This is a genomic window from Brucella pecoris (genome assembly GCF_006376675.1).
In the GTDB taxonomy this organism is placed as follows: domain Bacteria; phylum Pseudomonadota; class Alphaproteobacteria; order Rhizobiales; family Rhizobiaceae; genus Brucella; species Brucella pecoris.
Genome location: NZ_VEWK01000005.1, coordinates 180,827 through 199,373 on the forward strand (window position 1 = coordinate 180,827; position 18,547 = coordinate 199,373).

The window sequence follows — 18,547 nt, forward strand, 5'->3', positions numbered from 1 at the left end:
TAAAGCGTCGATCTTAGATCGACGCGTTCTCCGCCGTTGCTTGACATTTAATCAATCGATTGATTAAATCAAATAATGAACACGACAAAACATCATCGGTTGGAGCCGCCTTCTGTGGATCAGACGCGAATGGCGCTGATCCATGCGGCCTTGCAACTGTTTGGTTCGAAGGGTTTCGACGCCACGTCGACACGTGAGATTGCGGGTCGGGCCAGGGCAAATATCGGTTCCATAGCCTATCATTTCGGCAACAAGGAAGGGCTGCGGCTGGCGGCGGCAGATTATATCGTCGAAACGATACAGGGTATTGCCGGGCAGGCGCTCGGGCATTATGCGGCGATCAATGCGCCCGCCGAGACGAAGGAAACCGCTCGCCAGCAGCTTGGTCTGGCGCTGGAGCGGATGACGTATTTCATCGTTGCACAGCCCCAATCCGGCGAGATCGTACAGTTCCTCTTGCGTGAACTGGCGCATCCGACAGCGGCGCTCGACCGCATCTATTCCGGTGTTTTCGAGCCGACGCATAAAAGGCTTTGTGCCATCTGGGAAGTCGCGACCGGCGAACCTGCCGAGAGTGAAGCCACGCGGCTTCTCATCTTCACGCTGCTCGGACAGGTTGTTTATTTCCGTATCGGCCGTGAGGCGGTGAAACGGCGCATGGGCTGGTCCACGATGGGCGCGGAAGAGGCGGCGGCGGTCGCGGCAATCGCGCGCCAGAATCTGATGGCCATTCTTGCGGCGAAAGACGCAGAGAGAAGCGGCGAGGTGGCGTTATGAGTGTTCTCTGTATTCTTCCTTTTGCGACCTATCTTTTCGCCGCATGTAGCGCACAGCCTCTTGCTGTTGGCTATGTGGAGGGAGAGTTTGTGCAGCTTGCCCCGCTGGAAGTGGCGCAGGTTCAATCCGTTGCCGTCAGACGTGGCGATCGTGTTGAGCCGGGCAAACCCATTGCGAAGACGGAGGACGCGGACGCAAAGATCGCAGTTGCGCAGGCCGACGCAGCGCTGGCGCAGGCACGCGCGCAATTGGCGGATTTGCAGGTCGGCAAACGTCCCGATGAAATTGCAGTTCTGGAAGCCGCCGTCATGACGGCCAAAGCGCAGACAGACGATGCCCGGCGAACGCTTTTGCGCACGCAGGATCTGACCAAGCGCGGGGTGATGACGCAGGCGCAGCTCGATGATGCCGCCACCAAGGTTGAAGTGGCGGAAGCCTCGATCAATCAGGCGACAGCCAATCTGGCGGTCGGTCGCTTGCCCGCGCGTCCTGAAGAGATCAAGGCGGCGGAAAATGCCGTCAAGAGCGCCGAGGCGCAGCTTGATTCCGCGCGCTGGCATCTGACCAAGCGAACGATTGAAGCACCTGCGTCGGGCCGGATCACCGATGTCATCCGCAATCCGGGCGATATTGCCGGTCCGTCTGCGCCCGTGCTGACTATGCTGCCCGACGGCGCCGTCAAGCTGAAGGTTTACATACCGGAAGACAAGTTTTCGGCGGTGCGGGTGGGCGATATGCTGTCCGTGCGTTGCGATGGCTGTGCACCCGGCCTGCAAGCCCGTGTCAGCTATGTTTCACCCGATCCGGAGTTCACGCCGCCAGTCATCTATTCGCTCGAAACGCGCCAGAAGCTTGTCTATCTCGTCGAGGCGCATCCGGTTGATCCCGCATCGCCTCTGCAGCCCGGCCAGATCGTGGATGTCGATCTGGCTTCCCAATAGGCGGAGACCAAAATGTCGAATGCCATCGATGTCAAAGGTCTCGTCAAACGGTTCGGCGATGCTACGGTTGTCGACCATGTGAGCATGGCGGTGGCCGAGGGCGAGATTGTCGGCTTTCTGGGGCCGAACGGTTCGGGCAAGACAACCACCATCCGCATGATGTGTGGGCTGCTGACCCCCGACGAGGGGGAAGGACAGGTGTTGGGGTTTGATCTTCGCACCGAAGGCCTGAAGATCAAGCGTGAAGTCGGCTACATGACGCAGCGGTTTTCTTTCTATGAAGACCTGACCATAGCCGAGAACCTTGAATTCGTAGCCCGTCTTTATCGGTTGAAACCGGTTAAGGATCATGTGGTGCGCACACTTGGGGAGCTAGGACTGACCTCGCGTGGGGATCAGTTGGCGGGCACGCTTTCCGGTGGCTGGAAACAACGGCTGGCATTGGCAGCCTGTATCATGCACAAACCCAGGCTCCTGCTGCTGGATGAACCGACCGCCGGGGTCGATCCAAAGGCACGACGCGATTTCTGGGACGAGATACATCGTCTGGCCGATGGTGGACTAACCGTACTCGTCTCGACCCATTACATGGACGAAGCCGAACGCTGCCATCGCATCAGCTATATCTCCTATGGCAAGCTTCTGGCCACCGGGACCGTCCGGGATGTCATTGAGAAGGCGGGATTGACGACCTTCATCGTCAACGGTCCAAGACTCGGCGAAGTGGCGCGCGAACTGGAGGGTGAACCGGGCGTCGAGCAGGTTGCACCTTTCGGCGCGACGCTGCATGTGGTGGGGTCCGACAGGGCGAAGCTTGAGGCGGCTCTGGAGAAGATCAGGCATCGTGAGGGAACCACAGTCGAGGCGGGCGAAACCAGTCTTGAGGACGTGTTCATCCAGTTCATGGCCAATGCGCAGGATAACATGTCCAAGGACAGGAACTCCGGGAGCGGTAAACCATGAGCGGCTGGTTCTCGTTCGAACGTCTTGGTGCGATGCTGGTGAAGGAATTTATCCAGATGCGGCGCGACCGCATCACCTTCGCCATGATGCTGGTCGTTCCATTGATGCAACTGCTGCTCTTCGGCTTTGCCATTAATAATGATCCGAAAAGCCTGCCGAGCGCACTGGTCGTGACCAGTCAGGATCACTATACGCGTGCCATGATTTCCGCGCTGGAAACCACAGGCTACTATCGTTTCGACCACGTCGTGCAAAGTGCCGCGGAAGCCGAAGCCTTGATTGCCAACGGCACCGTTTCCTTCGTGGTGACGATACCGTCGGATTTTGCAAGACGTGTCGATGCAGGCGAGCAGCCGCAGATCTTGATCGAGGCCGATGCGACGGACCCGTCGGTGGCAAGCGGCGCCATTTCGACACTTGGAACTGTCGCAAGTCAGGCGCTCCTGCGTGAACAGGGCAAGCAGGCTGAAGCTGCAGATGCTGCGCGAAGCCAGCTCCAGGTCGTCGTGCATCGCCGTTACAACCCGGAAGGCGTATCGCAATACAACATCGTCCCTGGTCTTCTGGGTGTAATTCTGCAAATGACCATGGTGATGATGACGGCTATGGCGCTGACCCGCGAGACAGAACGGGGCACGATGGAAAATCTGCTCGCCATGCCCGCAACGCCCGCCGAAATCATGTTGGGGAAGGTTCTGCCATTTCTTGTCGTCGGTGGCGTGCAGGTCGTGGTCGTGCTGGTCGCGGCCAAGCTTTTGTTCGGGGTGCCCTTTGTCGGTTCGCTGGCGCTGCTTTTGACCTGCGTGCTGATCTTCGTCCTGTCGCTGGTCCTGCTCGGCTATACGATCTCGACGGCGTCGCGCACGCAGATGCAGGCCATGCAGCTTACCTTCTTCTTCTTCCTGCCGTCGCTGATGCTGTCCGGTTTCATGTTCCCGTTTCGGGGTATGCCCGATTGGGCGCAAGCACTGGGGGAGATTTTTCCGCTGACGCATTTTCTGCGGATTGTCCGCGCGGTCATGTTGAAAGGCGCCCACCTTTCCGACATTGCCGGAGAGGTGAACGCCCTCATATTTTTCGTAATCCTGTTCGCATCGCTGGCGCTTCTGCGCTTCAGGAGAACGTTGGATTAGCTCGCCGGCATTAGAGCGGTTCCGGTTTAAATGGAATCGTCGGAACCGCTCTATCTATTTGTTTTCACGCATTATCCGACGCAAAACCGCTTCGCACTTTTGCTGGAAATGCTCTAGCAGGCTGATGGAGCCATCGCTGTCTTTGGGCGGCGGGACAGTGTGAACAACAGCCCGGCTGCTGCAAGAAGACCGCCCGCGACCGGAATGGCCGCATAGCCATAGCCTGCGCTGATGACGCCGCCGCCAAGGGCCGCGCCCACGGCAGTGCCGAGGTTGAACGCGCCGATATTGATCGAGGACGCAAGTCCCGGCGCTTCCGATGCTGCCAGCATCACGCGGGTCTGTACCGGCGGAACGATGGCGAAAGCCGCAGCCCCCCAGACGAGCAGGCCGATTGCCGCACCGGTATGGCTTCCCAGCAGGAACGGCAATGCCAGACTGATAATGGCAAGCGCTGCGAGAAATATCCGCGTTGCACCATTGAGCGACCAGTCTGCGAGGCGTCCGCCGAGTGCGTTGCCAATGGTGAAGCCCACGCCGATAAGAATAAGCGCCAGCGTTACGAACCCTTCCGAGGCGCTGGTAAGGTCAGCCAGCACGGGCGCCACATAGGTGTAGAGCGTGAACATGGCGCCTGCACCCATAACGGTTGTCGCCAGCGACATCAGTACGGTCGGGCGCATCAGAACACCGAGTTCCCGGCGGATGTCGGGCATCTTGCCGGCCTCGCCGCGCGGCAGCGAAAGCCAGAGCGCACTGATGGCGAGCAGGCCCAGAACGGCAGTGCCTGCGAACGACATGCGCCAGCCGATCTGCTGGCCAATCCAGGTCGCAGCCGGAACACCGCCGATATTCGCAATCGTCAGACCCATGAACATGGTGGCAACGGCGCTTGCCCGCTTTTCAGGAGGCACGACGCTGGCTGCAACAATGGAACCGAGGCCGAAGAACGCCCCGTGATTGAGGCTCGTTACCAGGCGCGCTGCAAGCAGTGTCCAATAATCCGGTGCGAGAGCCGACAGGATGTTGCCGAGCGTGAATATGCCCATCAGCAGCATCAGGGCCGTGCGTTTACCGAACCGCCCGAAGGCAAGCGTCATGATCGGTGCGCCGATCATCACGCCGATGGCATAGGCGCTGACCAGAAGACCTGCTGTCGGGATAGACACATCGACACCGTCGGCAATGACCGGCAGCAGGCCCATAGGTGCAAATTCCGTGGTGCCAATACCGAAGGCACCGATTGCGAGCGCCAGAAGCGGCCAGTTGAACCCGGCCGCCTTCGCTGCGCTGTCGTGAGACGTCATAGTGCTCATCATAGTCTCCGTTATTTATCCCAGACGGGAGCCAGACCTTCGGGGCTGACGATGCGACCGTCGGGACGGGCAAGCTTTGCGATAGCGGCCATGTCTTCCGCATTCAGTTCAAAGTCGAACAGGTTGAAGTTTTCCGACACGCGCTCCGACTTGGCCGTCTTGGAAAGAGCGATAAAGCCGCGTTCGATCAGCCAGCGCAGGCCGACCTGGGCAGCAGTCTTGCCGTATTTCGCACCAATGGCCTGCAAGACGGGATCGCGCGGCACTGCGCCATCAGCCATGCCGTAATAGGCGGTGATGGCAACACCTGCCGCTTTCGCAGCCTCAGCTACGGCATTCTGGTCGAGATAAGGATGGACCTCGATCTGGTTGGTGATGATGGGCGCAGCACTGCGAAGAATAGACTCTTTCATTTGCGTGACATTCTGATTGCTCACGCCGATGAAACGCGTCTTGCCCGCTGCCTGTACCGCGTTGAGCATGTCGACCTGATCAGCAATCGCCACCTTGTCGGCAGGCCAATGCAGGAGCAGGAGGTCAACCTCATCGACTTTCAGCTTGTCGAGGCTTTCATCCACGGATGCACTGAACTTTTCCGGGCTGTAATTATCGACCCAGACTTTTGTGGTGAGAAACAGGTCTTTGCGTTGTGCGCCTGCCTTCTCAAGAGCACGACCGAGGGCAGCCTCATTTTGATAGATCTGTGCCGTATCGAAATGGCGGAAACCCGCTTCCAGCGCAGCCGGGATGACGCTTTCCACTTCCGCATCCGTCATGCGGAAAACACCGAAGCCGAGCGCGGGTATAGACGCACCGTGTGCGTTTACGATTTTCATATCATCTCCTGTCGATTGGCCCTCGGCGTTTTTGCGTCAGTTGCGCGAGCTTGGGAGGCTCATGCTTCGGGCCGTCAATTTATGGATTCTGATCCTGTTCCGGATAATCTTCGGTCAGGTCCGATCTCGTGATGCAGAAATAGGACAGTCGCGCGGGCTTGAAAATCCGCTGGGAATCCACATTATCTGTGAAACTGTTTCACAGATGGAGCGGGCGATGGACAATCGCGTCGGCGAAATGCAGGTCTTTCTGCGGGTTGTGGAAGCGGGCAGCTTTTCCGAAGCGGCCCGCCTCTTGCGCATGAACCCTTCGACCATCAGCAAGCTCATATCCCGTATCGAAGCGAGGCTCGGCGTGCGGCTTCTGGAGCGCTCGTCGCGGCGCCTGTCGCTGACAACCGAGGGGCAGATTTATTATGAGCGCAGTCAGGGACTGCTGCGCGATTTCGAGGAAGTCGAACGCGAGCTTTCACAAGGTTCGGCAAGCACTGGCGGCACTGTGCGCGTCAACGCTTCTGTGGCATTGGGCACGCTGGCGCTGGAGCCGCTATTACCCGAATTTCTGTCGGCCTATCCGAATATCGTGATCGATTTATCCCTGTCGGATGAGCTGGTTGATCTTTATCTTGACCGCACCGACGTGGCCTTTCGTATCGGTACCTTGCCCAATTCAAGTATGATGGCGCGCAAGCTTGGCATTGCGCGACGCAAGATCGTGGCGGCTCCCGCTTATCTTGAACGCCACGGCACGCCGCTGACGGTCGATGATCTGGCCGATCACAATTGCATCGGTTTCAATTTCCGCCGCGCGGCACCTGTCTGGCCGCTCAAGGAAAGCGGTCGCATTGTGGATCGCGCGGTCTACGGTTCGTTGCTGGCCAATAATGGGGAAACCGTTCGGCGCATGGCGGTCGCGGGGCTGGGCCTTGCCCGGATCGGCGATTATCACGCGCGGAACGATCTTGCATCCGGCGCATTGGTGGAGGTTCTGGCCGCGGCGGTCGAGAACGATATAGAAGAGGTTCACGCCGTGTTTCTTGGTGGTGCGCGACTGCCGCAACGGGTACGGGTTTTCCTCGATTATGTGGTGCCCCGCTTGCAGAATTATCTCTCGACCCAATAAGGGGCGCGGTCGAATCAGCGGCAAAGTTCTCCCGAGAACACCGAATTTCCGGCGCGAAACGGGCACTTCATCCAAAATAATTAGGTTTCCGATAGGCTAACGATTTCAGATTGTTGCTGACGCGTAACCGTTCGATCACGACTTGGTGCTCCGCTTTTGTGTTGACTATTAACACTCCGTTAACCACAGTTTGTTGCAATGTGTTACAAAGCGTTATCATTCTGATGCCAGAACGAGGTGTGTATTGAGCAAAAACCGGCAGACCAGACAGCAATCCTTGCAGGCAAGGGGGAGGTCTGCCGTGGCTGACATGACGTCGTTCTGGGGGCTGATGCGAGCCTATTGGGTTTCCGACCGTTGGAAGGAAGCCTGGGTTCTCACCATCGCGATCTTCCTGATGACGGCTTTCGTGAGCAAGACCACTGTATGGGTGGCCGAGGCTTCGGGCCTGCTGATGAATTCCATCGTCAACGTCAATACTGCTCCTGTTCAGCATCCTCTCATGACGATTGCCTCCAATGCGGGCATTCTTGTTCTGCTGATGCTGGCAAAGGACGTGATGCTGGTCGGCTCCCGTCATTTCCTATCCACTACGCTGCATCGCAAATGGCGTAGGTGGCTGAATGACCAGTTCTCCGCTGCGCTGCTGAATGGCAAGCATACGCATTTCCATCTGCAACAGGGCAGGGGCAAGGATCAGCCCGACAATATAGATCAGCGTTTGCAGGAATCGATCAAGGGTATGACCGGCGGCGCCATCGGCCTCGTCATGGGCATTGTCGGTGTGTTCCTGTCTGCTTTCTTCATCGGCCAGAAGCTGATCGAAATGTCCACGCATGTGGAGGGTCTGGATTTCCTCGGCAGCTATGGCAGCGCCGTCCTCGCCTTCGTGGCAATCGTGGTCTACGTTCCGCTCGGAACGCTGGTCGCGATCAAGATCGGCAAGCGTCTGGAGCGTCTCAATCTCGGAATCCAGAAGGCCGAAGGTTCCTATCGTGGCGAGTGGACGACGCTGCTGCGTCGCAGTTTTCAGATTTCGGCGTCCGGCGGCGAGGCCGTCCAGCGGTCGGTCAATGATCGACTGTACAAGGATGTCGACGGCACCTGGAACCGGCTCAACCGTTTCGATGCCGCCTATCTTGCCTTTTCCCAGGCCTATGGCTTTCTCTCTAACCGGATCGTTGCCTATATTCCTGGTCTTCTGCCCTATATGAGCGGTTCTGTCGGTTTCCGTAACTATGTGACGGGCGCGGAACTCGTCGCGGCGATGATCAACGATTGCTCGTGGTTCATTCAGGTTATGCCAGCGATCGCCAATCTGCGCGCCAATGCGGGCCGTGTGACCGGCCTTGCGCAGGCTATCGAGAATGTACAGGACCCCACGGATTTCTACAGCCGGTCGGGTATCAACCGCTTTGCTTTCGCTGAACAGCATCCGCGCTTTGGCCTGTCGGTGCGCAATTTAACCCTCATGCAGGGACCGGATAGCGAAGCCCCGTTCCTGCGCTCGGGCGTGATCAATATTCGCTCCGGCGACTGGGTTTACATGCGCGGCGAATCCGGTTCGGGCAAAACATCTTTCGTGAAGGCGCTGAACGGCCTGTGGCCTTATGGGACCGGCGATATCATCTATCCTCAGAATGCCACCTCGCTTTACGCGACGCAGGAGGCCAAATTCCCATCCGTCTCGCTGAAGCAGCTCGTCAGCCTGCCCGCCGATGAAAGCCTGTTCAGTGATCTCGCCGTTGCTGCCGTCCTGCACGAGGCGGGACTGGGCGAATTTATCGAGCGCATGAATGACGCCGATGCCGATGGCGCACCATGGGACATGGTTCTCTCCGGCGGTCAGAAGCAGAAGATCGTGCTGGCGCGTATCCTTCTGCACAAGCCGTCGATCATCTTCCTCGATGAGGCAACCGGTGCCCTCGATCCGGCCTCGAAGATGCGTTTCCACGAAGCGTTGAAGGCGCGCTGCCCGCAAGCCATCGTCATCAGCATCATGCATGAGGACAAACTGCCATTGCTTGAAAACGGCCAGAATATCTATTCGCATGTGCTGGATATTCGCAACGGCTATGTCTCGCTGCGTCCGGTTCACTTCGATACAATGCCGGATGTGGCTGCTGAAACGCCTCTTATCGCCGCCGAGTGAAGCGTATTCTATTGGTCGAAACATCGTAGGGTTGCAAAAGTCCAAATTTGGACTATATTCTGATCTGGACGATCGGAGGCAATTATGGCCAGAAGCAATGCGGTGTTGAAGACAATAGCAGGCAAGGGACCGGATATTCTCGATGCGGCCCGTTTCTCTCCTCATTCGCGCAAGCGGTTGAGCGGGCCGGGCCTGCGCACCTTTCTGACCATCGCCGATCTGTGGGGGCTGGACGAACAGCAGCGTCTCATGGTGCTGGGGCTGCCTTCAAGATCAACCTATTACAACTGGGTGAAGGCGGTGCGCGAACGCCGCGATATCACGCTGGACGTGGACGTGCTGATGCGCTTATCCGCTGTTCTTGGCATTCATCAGGCGCTGGGCGTGCTTTATCCCGATGAAAGAGCAGGCATCCGCTGGCTGCATACGCCCAATCGGGCAGCGGTCTTCGGCGGTCACCCACCATTGAAGCTGGTGACAAGCGGTCTGCAGGACGGATTGTTGACGGTCCGCCGGTTTCTGGATGCGGCGCGCGGCGGTCTCTATATGGAGCCGAACGAACTGGATCGCGCGTTCCGGCCTTATCGGGATGAAGACGTGGTGTTCTCGTGAAGCGCAATCCCGCTCCACAACCAAGCTATCGTCTGATCCCGTCGCGTTTTCCGCCGATTGGTCTTTTTGATACCGTTGCTACCGCAGCCGATCTGGAAGCGGTGATGGAACTGGCAGGCTGGACGAATGATCGTCTTCTGACTGAGCGATTGCAGCGCCTTCCACACGAGGAATGGGTGTTCGGTAGGCCCAATTCCAGCATCGTCATGGCGACGTTTCTTCATGTGGCGCCGGGCGGCATGCGCTTCAACGGGCCGGAGCTTGGCGCGTGGTATGCAGCAGCGCGGCTGACCACATCCGTTATCGAGGTTGCCCATCACATGCGTCGCGAAACCGTCGCGACGCAGCAGAACGGCCTGGCCCGCACCTTTCGGGTCTATACGGCGAAACTGGAAGAGGATTTGGTCGACATATGCGGGGAACAGGCAACGTTACCTGCCGTGTACGATCCGACAGATTACGTCGCTTCACAGAAGTTCGGCGAGGAGATGCGCGAGAGCGGCGAATTCGGAATTCTGTTCGACAGCCTGCGGCACGAAGGCGGCATCAATGCCGTTGCTTTTCGCCCGAGCCGCATAGTCGAGGTGACACAGAGCGATCATTACGAGATCACGGTTGAAAGAGCGTCTTCGCGCATTCAGGCGAAAAAGCTCAGTGCCTGAAAAGGCAGGCGTTGCCGCCTGCCCCGGTTCGTCCGATCATGACCAGCCATATTCTTCATCGAGATCCTGAAACTTCTTCAGGTCAACGATTTCACAATATTGCTGATAGGTGATCATATCGCTGGCACGGGCTTTCGGCGTGCCGTCACGCTTGAGAACGGACAGCGTGTCGCTTACGGCCTTGACCGCCGAGAACAGCGTTGAAAGGGCATAGAACACGACATTGAAACCCATCTGTTCGAGGTCCGCGGCCGTCAAAGCCACAGTTTCGTTGCCATCGACAATGCTGACGACCTTCGGCCCTTCCACGTGCCGCGCCACCGCTTCGACTTCCGCGATAGTCTTGATGCCATCGACAAAAACAAGATCGACACCCGTATCCTGATACATTTTTGCGCGGCGAATGGCTTCTTCAGCACCGGCTGCGGGCATGCCATCGGTGCGGGCGATGATGAGAAGATCCTTGTCGCGGCGTGCTGCAATCGCGCATTTGAGGCGACGCACATTTTCTTCAGCCGGGATCAGCCGGATACCGGCAAGCTGGCCGCAGCGTTTCGGGGCTAGCTGATCTTCCAGATGAATGGCGGCAACGCCTGACTGGATATACTCTTCCACAGTGCGCTCAATATTGGCCGGACCGCCATAACCTGTATCTGCATCGGCAATGACCGGAATATCGACCACGCGGGTCATATCCCGTGCATGGGTCGTCATTTCGGTCTGGGTGAGGAGACCGAGATCGGGCGTGCCGAGACGACTTGCCGTTGCGCCAAAACCCGTCATATAGATGGCCGGAAATCCCGCCTGTTGTACGAGGCGGGCGGTCAACGGATCGGGTGCGCCCGGTGCCTGAATGATGCGACCGGTTTCGATGAGGCTTCTCAGGGCCTTTGCCTGGGTCATCATCATCTCCTTATCGTCCGCCTGAAACGTCAAGCACCACGCCGGTAATATAGGCGGCTCCCGGCGACAGCAGCCAGATCGCTGCGTCAGCAACCTCATCGGCAGTTCCCAGCCGCTTCAGCGGAATGAGGTCGGCCATTTTCGTAATATTGGCAGGGTCGGCAAAAACGTCTTTCTGGATTTCCGTGTCGATCACGCCAGGAGCCAATGCATTGACGCGAATTTCCGGCGCCAGCTCCTTGGCAAGCGCATAGGTATAGGAAGCGATTGCTCCCTTGGTCGTCGCATAGGCAATATTGCCGACCATGCCGCCGGTACGACCGGCGATGGAGGACAGGCCGACGACAGATTTGTTGGGCTTTGCACCCAGATTGTTCAGATAGGCGCTGGAAACGTAGAACACGCTTTTCAGATTGACCGCCAGAACCCGGTCCAGTTCTTCGGCATCAAATTCCTTCACGGTCATGCGTTGGCCGATGATGCCTGCATTATTGACGAGATGGTCGATACCGCCCCATTTTTCGGCGATATCGTGTGCTGCGCGATCAACTGCGGCCTTGTCTGAAACATCCACGATGGCTGTCAGAACCCGGTCACCGTGCTTGTCCGCCATTTCCTGCAGGCGGGCGCCATTCACATCCCAAAGCACCACCTTGGCTTTGAGCGCGATCAGTTTCTCGGCAACGGCCTTGCCAATGCCCGATGCACCGCCGGTGACGAGCACTATCCGGTCTGTAAAAAAATCCGTTGGGAACGCGGTCGGAGCGTTGCTTGTGGTCATGAAATATTCCTCCTCGAAAATGAGCGCTGTGGCGCGCCCACGGGCTGCCGATGAGAATCCGCAAACTCAACCATTCGGCAACAATGGCTTTAAAAGCCACGTACGGACACATCTGTCAATCTAAGGTACAAGATTCTGTATGCTACTTGTAAAGTTGTTGTTTGCACGCTAATCATTGGAATGGGAGAGAGACGATAACGGTCGGATCTGTGCTGATGGCCTGTCCGTGATCGGGATTGCCTATCTGTTGAAAGCGCGCCGGAATGGCCCCGGCCGTTTCCGCAGATAAAGCTCTGAGCGGGGAGTACTCATGTGACCGTGTAAAGCTCCCGCGAAGATTATTGCATGCCGCTCATGCAGGAACGTGGGCGGAGACCTGGGAGGACAACGTGGTCAATTCCACTCTAAGTGCGGTCGGCGCAACGCCCGACCTGCGCGACAGCACCATTCGCAAACTCAATCTGCGGATCGTTCTGTTCTGCTTCATCTGCTTCATCGTAAACTATCTTGACCGTGTGAATATCGGCTATGCCGCCCTTCACATGAACAATGATATCGGCTTGACGCCTTATATGTTCGGCATCGGTGCAGGCATCTTCTTCATCGGTTACATGCTGTTTGAAGTGCCGAGCAACATGATGCTGCACAAACTGGGCTCACGTGTCTGGATTGCGCGCATCATGGTCACGTGGGGGCTCGTGTCATGCGCCATGGCTTTCGTGCAAGGCCCGGTTTCGTTCTACATCCTGCGCTTTCTGCTGGGCGTGGCGGAAGCCGGTTTTGCACCGGGCGTTCTGCTTTATCTCACTTATTGGTTCCCCGCCAAGGAGCGGGGTCGCGCAACGGCCCTCTTCATGACGGCAACCGTGCTGTCCATCGTCGTAGGTGCACCGTTCTCCGGCTGGCTGATGGATGCGGGCGAGGGGCTTTTCGGTTTGCATGGCTGGCAGGCAATGTTCATTCTTGAAGGGATTCCCGCCGTGCTCCTCGGCGTCGTGACCTTCTTCTATCTGGTCGATAGTCCGGAGAAGGACAAGCGCTGGCTGACCGCCGACGAACGCGCATGGCTGATGGCCGAACTTGCCAAGGAAAATCAGGGCAAACAGGCTGATACCCGTCATTCGTTGAAAGAAGTGTTCAGCGACTACCGCGTCTGGCTTCTGACGCTGGTCTATATGTTCAACGGTATCGCTGTTTACGGCGTCATCATGTGGCTGCCGCAGATCGTGAAGAGCCTTGGCGACTATACTGCGGCGCAGACCGGGCTCATTTCGGCCATTCCGTTTGTGTTTGCCGCTATCGGCCTTGTCGTGATTTCGCGCAGTTCGGATCGGACTGGCGAGCGCAAGATCCACACGGCAATTGCCGGCCTGTTCGGCGGCATCTTCCTTGCCGCCAGCGCATTGTCTCCGTCGCCGATCCTGAGCCTCGTGCTCCTGTCGGTCTGTGCGTTCTTCCTGTGGTCCTATCTCGGCGTCTTCTGGACCCTGCCGACGCAGTTCCTGTCGGGCGCGGCAGCGGCCGGCGGACTGGCCGCCATCAACGGTTTTGCGCAGCTTGGCGGTTTCACCGGGCCCTATCTCGTGGGCTGGGTTAAATCCACGACAGACAGTTTCTCGCTGTCGTTGCTAGCCCTGTCCGTGTTTCCGATTCTTGGCTTCTTCCTATGCATGAGTCTGAAAGCCAAGCGGGACTGATCAAAATGACGGGCCCGGACTTCATCCGGGTCCGCCACCATTCACCGGTGCAATTTGAATGCGGTTTCAACCGCTCTATACGTCGCAGTAAGGCGTCTGTAAGATTCGGTCATGAGAGAGATTCGAGGCAAGAGCAAGAAGTCGCTGGCAAGCAGCATCGCCGAACGTATTCGCGGTGCGATTGTCGATGCAGAGTTTCAGTTCGGGGAGAATCTCTCCGAAGACATGCTCGCTGCGGCCTTTGATGTCAGCCGGACGCCGGTGCGCGAGGCACTCAATATTCTCCAGATGCAGGAACTGGTTCACATCGTTCCGAAGTCCGGCACCTATGTTTTTACGCCGACGCAGGAAGACATTGCAGAGCTTTGCGATTTTCGGGTCGGTCTGGAAGATCAGGCCATGCGGCTTGCGCTTGGCAACAACCGCAAGAAACTTGTCTCGCAACTGAAAAAGCAGTTCGACCTCATGCGTGCGGCAATAGATGAGGATGACCTGCGCGCTTACGGGCGTTGCGATACAGAGTTTCATCTGGCCTTCTTCCGTGTCTGCGGCAATCGTTATCTGGCGCGCGCCTATGATAGTATTCTAGGACGTGTCGCAGCCTTACGAACACATCTTGCCATCGGTGCGGAGGGTGAGCCTGCACGCTCCTTTGCCGACCATGCTGCCATTATCGAGCTTGCCGACGCCGAAAAACCAGAAGAATTGCGGGATATTCTGGAGGCGCATATCATGCGCACCAAGACCAATTATCTGAATGCTTTCAACCGGTTGCCTCGCCAACCGGGCGACAGTCGAACGATACGGCTGCGCCGACAGTTGTCGCTGACGAGCGAGTAAAGTTCCAAGCTAGACAGCCCATTCCACATCCGTGGTGAAGGCGATAGTCAGCCACCGGTCCGGCCCTTCACCGCCGAGTGCATCACCAACCTCGTCGCGCAACGCATCCCATTCTTCAAGCTTGCGTGGCGGAAGATCATGCGGAACGATGAAATAAAGCTCGATCTGCTTACCGCGCCCGACTTTGGCGACATAAGCGCGGTATGACAGAAAGCCGTGGCGCTTGACGACCTCTTCCGCAACCGTATCGACATGCTGTTTGAGATCAACGGGTGTAACCAGGAATATGTCGGCCAGAGCCTGTTTGATGGTGCCGATAGGCATGGGAATGATGACAAGACAAACGACTGCAAGAACTGCAGGATCGATATAGGGCGTCAGCCAGCCGAGCTCCGTTCTTTCAATGGCATAGCCGACGGAAAAGGCGATCAAAAGGGCGGCAGTGATACCGCCGGACATGATCCACGCTTTGGCATCGAGTGCTACGAAGTCTGATTTCAATGTCCTATTTGCGCGCATTTCCAACAGTGCCATACCGAGACAGGCGATCAGGGCGACGACGGCATAAAAAATTGCGTAGCTGAATTCGAGATCGCGTCCGCCATCCATCAGACTACCGATGGCGTTGATGAGCGCGTAGATTGCAACGCCGGTGAGCATCATGCCGTTAAGGCCCAGCACCATCGGTTCCAGATGCCAGAAGCCCATTGTGAAGCGTTCGCGCAATTTTCCGCGCGGCTGTTCTGGCAAAGCAGAGAGTGCGATGAGGCGTGAAACAAGGAGGGCAAGCCCGCTCATGGCGGCGTCAGCCAGCATGTAAACGCCATCGAATACAATAGAGAATGAGCCGGATAAGAGGCCGAAAACAACGCCGAAGCCAGCAACCAGAATAGTAACGGCTATTGAAATTTGAAGAATAGATTGTTCACTGCGCAATTTTTACTCCGATATAAACCACGTGCAACGCGGTTTGGTTTCGGGCGCGCGTCGTCAAGCATCGAACCAATTCCACGTTGCACGGCAAATCTACACTGACGGCGTGAAAGTGGCAAACAGGACCGATTTTTCTTTGTGAAGTTTGCGGCGCGAAGTCTGCGGCTCAGGCCCATTCGGGTACGCGAGTTGCAGATTCCCGAAGGATCAATTCCACGGGCCAGAGTTCGTGAATGTCGGTCGCGGCACGTCCGTCGAGTATATCCATCAAAAGATCGGCGCAGCGTTGACCTGCGGCGCGCATTGAAGAGCGGGTGGCAGTCAGCGATGGAACCATATTGTCGGCGCTCAGGAACGAGATGACATCATCATGGGCGATGACGGAAATATCCTTGCCGATTGTCAGGCCAACAGAACGCGCGGCCCGATAGATACCCAGCGCCGTCATCATCGAACCGGCAACGAATGCTGTCGGGCGCGGGGCGCGCTCCAAAAGCTTGCGCGCGAGGCGATAACCGATCTCGTCGGTGAAATCGCCATGTTCCACCAGGTCAGGGTCGAAAGGAATACCTCTGCTTTCGAGCGCCTTGCGATAGCCTTCGTCACGATGGAGCGAGAAAGTGAAACCATATCGCCCGCTGATCATCGCAATACGTCGATGGCCGAGGTCGAGCAGATGGGCAGTCGAGCGGCAAACCGCTCCCTCATTATCGATATCGAGCCAGGCATGCGGAATGTCGGTTTCAGACCGCCCGTGCACGAGAAAGGGCATCCCCAATTCGTGCAGCATGCGTATGCGCTCGTCATTGGGCTTTGGAGATGTCACGATGATCGCATCGACGCGATGGCTGGTGGCGAGGCGCCGGCAGAGCTGTACTTCGTCATCAGTGCCGTTGTTGGCAATCGGACTAACCAGAATATCGACCTCGTCCTGACTGAGCCGCTCCGCCATGCCGCGCATGAATTCGGCGAAATGAAATTCGCTGTTGCGACCCATCACGACACCGATGGCACCCGCGCGCCCGGTAACCAGCCTGACTGCATTAACGTTGGGTCTGTAGCCGAGGCGCACAGCCTCATCCATGACGCGTTTGCGCGTGCTTTCCGCCACTTCGGGATAGCCGCTCAACGCCCGACTGACGGTCGTGGCAGAGAGGCCGAGATGTTTGGCGAATTCACGGAGTTTCATTTGGCTTTCAAGTTGTACAGGCAGGCAAGTTGGCGGATTATAGCTGCTTCCTTGCGGTTAACAATTGGTTGGTTGCGTTCTCTGGCTTGCTGCAACACATAGTGTGCAACAAATCCAAACCGTTTTCAAGTTTGTTTGAATTCTTGTGCAGGCATGGTTGAAAGCATATGCCTCCGCAATGGCAATCAACAATTACCACGAACTCTAAGTCATTGAATTATATTTGCGTGAGGATCGCAATTAAGTAAAATAAAGCAACGCGCTCAATCTGATGCTTGACAGAAATGCGGTCCTCTGCAACCTTTTTGTTATCCAAACCGTTTTCGATTTTAATAAACCGCATACAGAATGGATGGGAGGAGGGAACTATGAAGGCTTTTCAGGGTGTGCTCGCGGCTTGCGTGGCGTTTGGCCTGGCAACGGTGAGTGCTCATGCGGTGGAGATTTCCATCGCGGCCAATTCAACAGGCAATAACATCAAGTTTCTGCAGGAACAGATCGTCAAGTTCGAGAAAGATACCGGCAACAAGGTCAATATCGTCTCGATGCCGCCATCAAGCAGCGAGCAGTTCAGCCAGTATCGTCTATGGCTTGCAGCCGGTAACGCCGATATCGACGTCTACCAGACGGACGTGGTATGGGCGCCGCAACTGTCCGATCAGTTTGTCGATCTGACGGAAGCCACCAAGGATGTCACGGGTACCCATTTCCCATCCATCATCGCGTCGCAGACCGTGAATGGAAAGCTGGTTGCGCTACCGTTCTATACCGACGCTCCGGCCCTTTTCTACCGCAAGGATCTTCTGGAAAAATACAACAAGCAGGTTCCTAAAACCTGGGATGAAATGACGGCGACCGCCAAGGAAATCATGGATAAGGAGCGGGCTGACGGTAAGTCCGATCTCTGGGGCTTTGTCTTTCAGGGTAACGCCTATGAAGGTTTGACCTGTAACGCACTTGAATGGGTCAAGTCGTCCGGTGGTGGTCAGATCGTCGAGGCGGACGGCGCGATCTCGATCAATAATGAGAAGGCAGCCGCTGCCATCGACCGTGCCAAAGGTTGGATCGGCTCGATTTCGCCACAGGGCGTGCTTGCCTATCAGGAAGAGGAGTCACGCGGCGTCTGGCAGACTGGCAATGCCGTCTTCATGCGCAACTGGCCCTATGCCTATGCGCTGGGTAACAGCGCGGATAGCGGCGTGAAGGGCAAGTTCGACGTGGCGCCATTGCCTGCCGGTGCCGATGGAGATGCGCCATCCTCGACGCTCGGTGGCTGGAACCTGGCCGTGTCCAAATATTCGACCAAACAGGATGCGGCCATCGCACTCGTCAAATATCTGGCATCGCCGGAAGTGCAGAAGGTACAGGCTGTGGAGATTTCGCGCCTGCCGACCATTGAAGCGCTTTACGATGACAAGGAGATCACTGCCGCGCAGCCTTTCATGGCCAACTGGAAACCGATCTTCCAGAACGCCGTGCCGCGGCCATCGGCTGCAACGAAGGTCAAATATAACGAAGTGTCATCGAAATTCTGGACTGCGGTTCACAAGACGCTTTCGGGCAATGGAACGGCTGCAGAGAATCTCGAAATGCTTGAGGTCGAACTGACTGAGCTGGAAGGCTCTGGCTGGTAAGAACCGATCAAGCCGCGTTCGGGTTGTTCTCCCAAGCCCCCGCTGTCGGGCAATC

At 57.1% G+C, this 18,547-nt stretch carries 17 protein-coding genes; 11 read left to right on the plus strand and 6 right to left on the minus strand.

The features are described 5' to 3' along the window. Window positions 1-75 precede the first annotated feature (75 nt). The 4 genes from FIB18_RS11970 to FIB18_RS11985 are packed head-to-tail and all read left to right on the plus strand — an operon-like array spanning window position 76 to window position 3,814. On the plus strand, window positions 76-777 hold the full coding sequence (locus FIB18_RS11970) for a DUF1956 domain-containing protein (protein ID WP_140020920.1): 702 nt from the start codon (window positions 76-78) through the stop codon (window positions 775-777). Then, window positions 774-1,718, plus strand: coding sequence for an HlyD family secretion protein (locus FIB18_RS11975; RefSeq protein ID WP_140020921.1), 945 nt, complete (start codon window positions 774-776; stop codon window positions 1,716-1,718). Before FIB18_RS11970 ends, FIB18_RS11975 begins: the two co-directional genes overlap by 4 nt. A 12-nt stretch (window positions 1,719-1,730) precedes the next feature. Continuing rightward, window positions 1,731-2,681 carry an ABC transporter ATP-binding protein gene (locus FIB18_RS11980; protein ID WP_140020922.1) on the plus strand — a complete coding sequence of 317 codons (951 nt, stop codon included), beginning with the start codon at window positions 1,731-1,733 and terminating at the stop codon, window positions 2,679-2,681. Next, window positions 2,678-3,814 (plus strand): ABC transporter permease, encoded by a 1,137-nt coding sequence (locus FIB18_RS11985; RefSeq protein ID WP_140020923.1) that lies wholly within the window; start codon window positions 2,678-2,680, stop codon window positions 3,812-3,814. Before FIB18_RS11980 ends, FIB18_RS11985 begins: the two co-directional genes overlap by 4 nt. A gap of 113 nt (window positions 3,815-3,927) precedes the next feature. Here the strand turns inward: FIB18_RS11985 and FIB18_RS11990 are convergent, their stop codons facing one another. Both FIB18_RS11990 and FIB18_RS11995 read right to left on the minus strand, forming a co-directional pair. Further along, window positions 3,928-5,130, minus strand: a complete 1,203-nt coding sequence (locus FIB18_RS11990; protein WP_140020924.1) for an MFS transporter — start codon at window positions 5,128-5,130, stop codon at window positions 3,928-3,930. Window positions 5,131-5,141: 11 nt separating this feature from the next. After that, window positions 5,142-5,966: an aldo/keto reductase gene (locus tag FIB18_RS11995; protein WP_140020925.1), complete on the minus strand. Its 825-nt coding sequence runs from the start codon at window positions 5,964-5,966 to the stop codon at window positions 5,142-5,144. 217 nt (window positions 5,967-6,183) lie between these two features. Between FIB18_RS11995 and FIB18_RS12000 the strand changes: the two genes are divergently transcribed. From FIB18_RS12000 to FIB18_RS12015, 4 genes are all read left to right on the plus strand, one after another. Further along, window positions 6,184-7,089, plus strand: a complete 906-nt coding sequence (locus FIB18_RS12000; RefSeq protein WP_140020926.1) for a LysR family transcriptional regulator — start codon at window positions 6,184-6,186, stop codon at window positions 7,087-7,089. Window positions 7,090-7,390: 301 nt separating this feature from the next. After that, window positions 7,391-9,241 carry an ABC transporter ATP-binding protein/permease gene (locus FIB18_RS12005; protein ID WP_168436651.1) on the plus strand — a complete coding sequence of 617 codons (1,851 nt, stop codon included), beginning with the start codon at window positions 7,391-7,393 and terminating at the stop codon, window positions 9,239-9,241. Between the two features lie 84 nt (window positions 9,242-9,325). Next, window positions 9,326-9,853 (plus strand): MbcA/ParS/Xre antitoxin family protein, encoded by a 528-nt coding sequence (locus FIB18_RS12010; protein WP_140020928.1) that lies wholly within the window; start codon window positions 9,326-9,328, stop codon window positions 9,851-9,853. Further along, window positions 9,850-10,515: an RES family NAD+ phosphorylase gene (locus tag FIB18_RS12015; RefSeq protein WP_140020929.1), complete on the plus strand. Its 666-nt coding sequence runs from the start codon at window positions 9,850-9,852 to the stop codon at window positions 10,513-10,515. Before FIB18_RS12010 ends, FIB18_RS12015 begins: the two co-directional genes overlap by 4 nt. A 36-nt stretch (window positions 10,516-10,551) precedes the next feature. Here the strand turns inward: FIB18_RS12015 and FIB18_RS12020 are convergent, their stop codons facing one another. Further along, on the minus strand, window positions 10,552-11,418 hold the full coding sequence (locus FIB18_RS12020; RefSeq protein WP_140020930.1) for an isocitrate lyase/PEP mutase family protein: 867 nt from the start codon (window positions 11,416-11,418) through the stop codon (window positions 10,552-10,554). 10 nt (window positions 11,419-11,428) lie between these two features. Then, on the minus strand, window positions 11,429-12,199 hold the full coding sequence (locus FIB18_RS12025; protein WP_140020931.1) for an SDR family NAD(P)-dependent oxidoreductase: 771 nt from the start codon (window positions 12,197-12,199) through the stop codon (window positions 11,429-11,431). A gap of 389 nt (window positions 12,200-12,588) precedes the next feature. On the opposite strand from FIB18_RS12025, the gene FIB18_RS12030 reads away from it, so the two are divergent. Both FIB18_RS12030 and FIB18_RS12035 read left to right on the plus strand, forming a co-directional pair. Continuing rightward, window positions 12,589-13,896, plus strand: coding sequence for an MFS transporter (locus tag FIB18_RS12030; protein ID WP_140020932.1), 1,308 nt, complete (start codon window positions 12,589-12,591; stop codon window positions 13,894-13,896). Window positions 13,897-14,007: 111 nt separating this feature from the next. Further along, complete coding sequence (locus FIB18_RS12035) at window positions 14,008-14,736, plus strand: GntR family transcriptional regulator (protein ID WP_140020933.1); 729 nt, start codon at window positions 14,008-14,010, stop codon at window positions 14,734-14,736. A 9-nt stretch (window positions 14,737-14,745) separates the two neighbouring features. Here the strand turns inward: FIB18_RS12035 and FIB18_RS12040 are convergent, their stop codons facing one another. Both FIB18_RS12040 and FIB18_RS12045 read right to left on the minus strand, forming a co-directional pair. Continuing rightward, entirely contained in the window at window positions 14,746-15,672 is a 927-nt protein-coding gene (locus tag FIB18_RS12040) for a cation diffusion facilitator family transporter (protein WP_140020934.1), read from the minus strand. Window positions 15,673-15,835: 163 nt separating this feature from the next. Beyond that, on the minus strand, window positions 15,836-16,858 hold the full coding sequence (locus FIB18_RS12045; RefSeq protein WP_140020935.1) for a substrate-binding domain-containing protein: 1,023 nt from the start codon (window positions 16,856-16,858) through the stop codon (window positions 15,836-15,838). Between the two features lie 368 nt (window positions 16,859-17,226). On the opposite strand from FIB18_RS12045, the gene FIB18_RS12050 reads away from it, so the two are divergent. Next, window positions 17,227-18,492: an ABC transporter substrate-binding protein gene (locus FIB18_RS12050; protein WP_140020936.1), complete on the plus strand. Its 1,266-nt coding sequence runs from the start codon at window positions 17,227-17,229 to the stop codon at window positions 18,490-18,492. Window positions 18,493-18,547: the final 55 nt, after the last annotated feature.

Excerpts from the sequence above, each read along its gene's own strand:
- FIB18_RS11985 (WP_140020923.1), top strand. The coding sequence starts at position 2,678 with ATGAGCGGCTGGTTCTCGTTCGAACGTCTTGGTGCGATGCTGGTGAAG.
- FIB18_RS11975 (WP_140020921.1), top strand. The coding sequence starts at position 774 with ATGAGTGTTCTCTGTATTCTTCCTTTTGCGACCTATCTTTTCGCCGCA.
- FIB18_RS11980 (WP_140020922.1), top strand. The coding sequence starts at position 1,731 with ATGTCGAATGCCATCGATGTCAAAGGTCTCGTCAAACGGTTCGGCGAT.
- FIB18_RS12045 (WP_140020935.1), bottom strand. The coding sequence starts at position 16,858 with ATGAAACTCCGTGAATTCGCCAAACATCTCGGCCTCTCTGCCACGACC.
- FIB18_RS12000 (WP_140020926.1), top strand. The coding sequence starts at position 6,184 with ATGGACAATCGCGTCGGCGAAATGCAGGTCTTTCTGCGGGTTGTGGAA.
- FIB18_RS11970 (WP_140020920.1), top strand. The coding sequence starts at position 76 with ATGAACACGACAAAACATCATCGGTTGGAGCCGCCTTCTGTGGATCAG.
- FIB18_RS11990 (WP_140020924.1), bottom strand. The coding sequence starts at position 5,130 with ATGAGCACTATGACGTCTCACGACAGCGCAGCGAAGGCGGCCGGGTTC.
- FIB18_RS12050 (WP_140020936.1), top strand. The coding sequence starts at position 17,227 with ATGAAGGCTTTTCAGGGTGTGCTCGCGGCTTGCGTGGCGTTTGGCCTG.
- FIB18_RS12020 (WP_140020930.1), bottom strand. The coding sequence starts at position 11,418 with ATGACCCAGGCAAAGGCCCTGAGAAGCCTCATCGAAACCGGTCGCATC.
- FIB18_RS12010 (WP_140020928.1), top strand. The coding sequence starts at position 9,326 with ATGGCCAGAAGCAATGCGGTGTTGAAGACAATAGCAGGCAAGGGACCG.
- FIB18_RS11995 (WP_140020925.1), bottom strand. The coding sequence starts at position 5,966 with ATGAAAATCGTAAACGCACACGGTGCGTCTATACCCGCGCTCGGCTTC.
- FIB18_RS12035 (WP_140020933.1), top strand. The coding sequence starts at position 14,008 with ATGAGAGAGATTCGAGGCAAGAGCAAGAAGTCGCTGGCAAGCAGCATC.
- FIB18_RS12025 (WP_140020931.1), bottom strand. The coding sequence starts at position 12,199 with ATGACCACAAGCAACGCTCCGACCGCGTTCCCAACGGATTTTTTTACA.